Annotated in this window: 3 protein-coding genes; all 3 read left to right on the top strand. The window is 44.6% G+C overall.

What is annotated here, in order from left to right; translation table 11 throughout:
• The first annotated feature begins 3 nt into the window (after positions 1-3).
• The gene (gene cadC / locus NL643_RS21950; protein WP_253645186.1) at positions 4-1572 is read left to right on the top strand and encodes a lysine decarboxylation/transport transcriptional activator CadC; all 1569 of its coding nucleotides are present in this window, start codon (positions 4-6) and stop codon (positions 1570-1572) included.
• Positions 1573-2355: 783 nt separating this feature from the next.
• Positions 2356-3699 (top strand): cadaverine/lysine antiporter, encoded by a 1344-nt coding sequence (gene cadB / locus NL643_RS21955; protein ID WP_005397292.1) that lies wholly within the window; start codon positions 2356-2358, stop codon positions 3697-3699.
• 116 nt (positions 3700-3815) lie between these two features.
• Positions 3816-5951, top strand: a complete 2136-nt coding sequence (locus tag NL643_RS21960; RefSeq protein WP_253645187.1) for a lysine decarboxylase CadA — start codon at positions 3816-3818, stop codon at positions 5949-5951.
• Positions 5952-6507 lie beyond the last annotated feature (556 nt).

Genomic DNA, 6507 nt, shown 5'->3' on the forward strand with positions numbered 1-6507 from the left:
TACATGGTTGGAGTCTATTTTCAAATCAATGACTGGGTTTTAAGCGTTGATGAAAATAAGCTGTATCGACAAGATAGGGAAGTTACTGTTGAGCCACGCTTAATTAATCTTCTGCATTTCCTAGCGGAGCATGCGAATGAGGTGTTCAATCGTGAGGAATTGATCCAATACGTTTGGGCAGGGGCGATTGTGACCGATCAAGTGGTGACTCAGTCCATTTTTGAGTTACGTAAATTACTGCGGGACGGTCGGGAAGAAAATACCAGCTACGTCATTACAGTGCCGAAACGTGGTTACAAGCTGGTGGCGAATGTGACCCCAATGACACTCGAGGAATTCCTCGCAAGTCGTCATTGTGATTCAGAAACTCTTCCTCCTATTGTTGAAGAACCAGAAGAAGATACTCTACCTATCGCACCTGCCGTCACCTTTCCTGCAGGTCCTCTGACTCGCGCGGTCTGTGAGATGTCTAAAGAGAAAAAGGCCCCTCAGAAAAAAAATAAAATCAGTCCGTGGCGCCTGGGGATCATGAACTTCATCTGGATCAGTGTCTTGGTTGTGGTGATGGGCGTGTTTACCTACAAGCAGTCAGAAGTGCGCATCACGCAAGCCATCGATACTCACCTTATCGAATTCAAGTTTCAAGATAACTTCACGAGCGAAGGGTTAAGCTATGACTTGGCAGACGGGTTTGCCCAAAAGTTGATGTCTGACATTGCTCAAGTCAGTGATTACCGAGTCATGCTAAAGAAGGCGTCGTTTACTTCTGGCATTGTGCCGGGCAAATCGGTTGTGGTGCGGGTTCGTGAAAATGACGGTGGCAGCTTTTTAGAGGTGGAATATCGCAATAACTCATCTGAAAAGGTGTTGTTTAGTCGTCAATACGCGTTAACCAGCAGCCATTTAAAGACAGTGCTTCAACAAGCGTCGTTAGACTTGATGCAAGTCCTGAAAGTACCGGATGCCAAGCTGAAATCCACGATGCTGGTGGCGGGAATGCCAATTAACCCAGATGCTTTGGAGCTGTTTGTTCAAGCTAACCATTATCTCAATGTCTCGGATGCCAAGCAGTTTCGCCAAGGCGTCAACTTGATGGAAAACATTTTAGAAATTGAGCCAGATAACGCTTACGTTCAGGCAGAGTTATTAATTGCTTACCACGTGCAGAAGGTGCTCGATTTTTCACAGGAGTTGAAGAAAGGGCGAGTGCAGCAGTTGAGTGACGCACTAGAAACTAACGTAAAAATGATGGTTGGGCCAATTCAACCGCGAATTTATGAAGCTTTAGCCCTGCACGAAACCATTATTGGTGACATGGCCTCAGCCAAGCAGCATCTTGGGCAGGCTTTGAGGTTACGTGATTCGGTGCTTTCTTATGTGATTCGTGGTAAGCACGCTGAATTGGATGGTGATCTGGATTTGGCCAGTGAGTCTTACAGCGAAGCTTTCTATATTGATACGTCGGTTGAGACGTACCTGCTGTGCGAAAACTTGGTCTTCCCAAGTAACATGAAGGCGATTGATTACGCCATGTATCGCGCTGTTCACCCTTCTGTCGTTCGAATGCTTTAATTCTCTCGCACTCTACGTCAGTTTAATACTAGCCCCTCATTTCGGTGAGGGGCTTTTTTGTCGCTGTCGAAAAGTGAAAAGGGTGGGCGGTGGGGTAATGACTTACGAAGGAGCCAGTAACGCAAGCTTGCAACGGGAAGACATATCCGGTTTTCTTCTCTATCTCTATCTCTATCTCTATCTCTATCTCTATCTCTATCTCTATCTCTATCTCTATCTCTATCTCTATCTCTATCTCTATCTCTATCTTTATCTCTATCTCTATCTCTATCTCTATCTCTATCTCTATCTTTATCTCTATCTCTTATTGATTGTATGGAATGTCTGGCTGAGTTATTTGGCGAGAATGATTCTGATGCTTTCTTGCCGGCGAGATGAATATTGATGTGGGTCAAAAAGCGCGATCAGGGAGAGGTTTATGGAATCAACAGGTTCAGGGAATCAACCCTTCGGGACGGGGAAGTTGATTGAGGTTGATAATTTTTATCGCGATTACCAACGAGTTGATGAAAGTTTATCTATCGGTAGAAGACTTGATGTTTTTCTTATAACCACATGAATAATATAGTTTTATGTTTTTGTGTTTATCATGTTTATCTCAACTTGATGTTGATTAGCTAATCATTTTATTGATAACGCCAAGTTTATTTTTTTCCCGATTTTTGGGCGTAGTCTTCACTTCGAAATTTAGCGAGGTCGAGCAGGTATCTACTTCATAGCATCTCGCTAATAACCGTTCAGTTTGAGTCACGTTGACTTGAGTAGAATAGATTTGGAGATGTTATGTCATCGAATACGAAAAAAATCGGCCTAATTGCCTGTACGGGTGTAGTCGCCGGTAACATGATGGGCAGTGGTATTGCACTGTTACCTTCTAGCCTAGCTTCAGTAGGCTCTGTTTCAATTTTCAGCTGGCTGATCTGTTTGATCGGTGCACTGAGCCTTGCGTTTGTTTACGCTCGTCTGGCAACCAAAAACCCTCAAGAAGGTGGTCCTATCGCTTATGCGGGCGAAGTTTCCCCAGTCTTTGGTTTCCAAACGGGCGTGCTTTATTACCACGCGAACTGGATTGGTAACCTAGCTATTGCTATTACAGGTGTTTCTTACCTTTCAGTATTCTTCCCTGTGCTTAATGACCCAATCCCAGCAGGTATTGCGACGATTGCATCGGTATGGATCTTCACTTTCGTTAACCTACTTGGTGGTAGCTGGGTAAGCCGTCTATGTACGCTTGGTCTTGTTCTAATCCTCATTCCTGTTGTTGGTACAGCGGCGTTTGGTTGGACACACTTCGACACTGCGCTATACAGCCAAAACTGGAACGTATCTGCGGGTACGGATAGCCATGCGATTGTGACTGCGGTTCTTATCTGTCTATGGTCATTCGTTGGTGTGGAATCAGCAGCAGTATCGACAGGTATGGTAGAAAATCCTAAACGTACTGTACCGCTAGCAACCATGCTGGGTACTGGTATCGCAGGTGTGATTTATATCCTATCAACTCAAATGATCAGCGGCATGTTCCCTGCTTCTGAAGTTGCGGCATCAGGTGCGCCATTTGCATTGGCAACCACTGAGCTATTCGGTAGCTGGACAGCACCATTCGTATCAGCATTCACAGCACTAGCATGTTTCACTTCGCTAGGTTCTTGGATGATGCTGGTGGGCGAGGCTGGTAAACGTGCAGCAAGCGATGGCAACTTCCCTAAAATCTACGGCGAAACAGACAAAAACGGTGTGCCTAAGAAAGGTCTAATTCTTGCGTCAATCAAGATGACTGCGCTAATGGTTGTACTGATGTTCTTCAGCTCTAAAACAGCACACGCATCAGACCTGTTCAACCAGCTAACAACTGACGCAGTACTACTAACTATGCTGCCTTACTTCTACTCAAGCATTAACTTGATTCGCTTCGAAGGTATGACAACACGCAACGGCTTCGTAATGCTGTTCTCTGGTGTAGCTTGTCTGTTCTGCTTCATTGCCCTTGCTGGTGCAGAAGGCGGTACGCTAACAGCAACCTTCATCGTGTCTCTCGTTATCTTGATGTTCTACAGCAAAAAAGCCGGCTTAGCTCAGTACATGAAGCTACACGCTGACGACATGCCTGCTCAAGCAAGCAACTAACCCCCAAACGCTGGCACTTCGGTGCCAGCCAATAAAAAACAAATTCACTCGGCGCTCACCTTACTCACTGCCTGTAAATGGCAGAGAGCGCCCTCATTCGCCTTGGAGATGTCCAAATGAATATATTCGCTATCTTGAACCACATGGGTGTGTTCTTTAAAGAAGAGCCAGTTCGTCAACTTCACGCTGCTCTTGAGAAAGCGGGCTACGAAGTGGTTTACCCAGTAGATGATAAAGACTTGATCAAAATGATTGAGATGAACCCACGCATTTGCGGTGTGCTGTTCGACTGGGATAAATACTCACTAGAGCTATGTGAACGTATTAGCCAAATCAACGAAAAACTGCCTGTTCACGCATTTGCTAATGAACAGTCTACTCTCGATATTTCACTAACAGACCTACGTCTAAACGTGAGTTTCTTCGAGTACGCTTTAGGTATGGCTGACGACATCGCTATCAAAATCAACCAAGCGACAGAGGCATACAAAGATGCCATCATACCTCCATTCACTAAAGCGTTATTCAAATACGTAGAAGAAGGTAAATACACCTTCTGTACTCCAGGTCACATGGGCGGTACTGCATTCCAGAAAAGCCCTGCTGGTAGCATCTTCTACGATTTTTACGGTCCAAACACATTTAAAGCGGACGTATCAATCTCAATGCCTGAGCTAGGTTCTCTACTAGACCACTCAGGTCCACATAAAGATGCAGAAGAATACATCGCACGCACATTCAATGCAGACAGCTCTTACATCGTAACTAACGGTACGTCTACATCGAATAAAATCGTTGGTATGTACTCAGCGCCTGCGGGCAGCACAGTACTGATTGACCGTAACTGTCACAAATCTCTGACTCACCTAATGATGATGAGTGACGTTACTCCAATCTACTTCCGCCCAACTCGTAACGCATACGGCATTCTTGGTGGTATTCCACAAAGTGAATTCAGTCGTGATGTCATCGCAGAGAAAGTGGCGAAAACACCAGGTGCAACAGCACCAACTTACGCAGTAGTGACTAACTCAACTTACGATGGTCTGTTGTACAACACGCAATTCATCAAAGAGTCGTTAGATTGTAAACACATCCACTTCGACAGTGCTTGGGTGCCTTACACTAACTTCAACCCAATTTACGAAGGTAAATGTGGTATGAGTGGTGAAGCGATGCCAGGCAAAGTGTTCTACGAAACACAATCAACACACAAACTGTTGGCAGCGTTCTCACAAGCTTCAATGATTCACGTGAAAGGCGACTTTGATAAAGAATCTTTCAACGAAGCATTCATGATGCACACTTCAACTTCACCTCAGTACGGCATTGTTGCTTCTACTGAAACTGCAGCGGCAATGATGCGCGGCAACACTGGTAAGAAGTTGATGCAAGACTCTATCGATCGCGCAATCCGCTTCCGTAAAGAGATCAAACGTCTAGAAGCAGAAAGCGACAGCTGGTTCTTCGATGTATGGCAACCAGAAAACATCGATACCACAGAATGTTGGAAACTAGACCCTAGCGACACATGGCACGGCTTCAAGAACATGGATGACAACCACATGTATCTTGATCCAATCAAAGTAACGCTACTAACTCCGGGGATGAATAAAGAAGGCGAACTAGAAGAATCAGGTATTCCTGCTTCGCTGGTGGCTAAATTCCTAGACGAGCGCGGCATCGTGGTAGAGAAAACAGGTCCATACAACTTGTTGTTCCTATTCTCAATCGGTATCGACAAATCAAAAGCAATGCAATTGCTACGCGGTCTGACTGAATTTAAACGTGGGTACGACTTGAACCTAACCATCAAGAGCTTCCTACCTTCGCTATATAATGAAGACCCAAGCTTCTATGAAGGCATGCGCGTTCAAGAATTAGCACAAGCAATTCACGACCTAACTAAGAAATACAATCTACCAGAGCTAATGTACAAAGCGTTCGATGTTCTTCCAGAAATGAAAGTAACACCACACGCAGCATGGCAAGAAGAGCTTCGCGGTAACGTAGAAGAAATCAAACTGGAAGAAATGGTTGGTCGCGTAAGTGCGAACATGATCCTTCCTTACCCTCCAGGCGTGCCACTAGTACTTCCTGGTGAAATGGTGACTCAAGAGTCTCGCCCTGTGCTGGACTTCCTCGAGATGCTTTGTGAGATCGGTGCGCATTACCCTGGTTTCGAAACCGACATCCACGGTCTGTACCAACAAAAAGATGGTAGCTACACCGTAAAAGTATTGAAGAACTAAGTTCCTCTCGAAGATGACGCCATTGGGAATGCAAGCATGCTCCACTCTTACGAGCTCAATGTGTCATCGAACAACCACGACATTTAGATATACCCCTAGCTAATCTGTCGTAAAAGAGAAGGGCAAGGATGCTCTGATCTTTTCTTCTATATAGAAGAAGCAATTTCCAAGACTTCACCTGAAGTACCCCAAGTAAAAAGCAAAGACCAAAGAGCAGTTCGTTATCGTTCTGCTCTTTTTTTATCTTTTATACAGCAGGCAGAAAAGAAAAAGCACGTTGAGCGAATATCATTTGCTTCAATTACATCAAATTTGAAGATCGTAATTCAGGTAGAAACGCCCTTTTTCTTGAGGAAAGATCCTTTTAAATGAGAGAAAATAGCCAAGATCGCTTGGTATACACACAAAGTGATTACTATTTGTTCGGTTGAAAGTTTTTTTTGCAAAAAACGCTTGTACTAATTTCTCAACTCCCTATACTGCGCATCCACCGACACGGAGTGAGACGAAAGTCACACAGCGAGTCGGAAGTGAGAGAAAAAGAAATTTGAAAAAA

The organism is Vibrio sp. Y42_MX_L11 (genome assembly GCF_024181785.1).
GTDB lineage: Bacteria > Pseudomonadota > Gammaproteobacteria > Enterobacterales > Vibrionaceae > Vibrio > Vibrio diabolicus.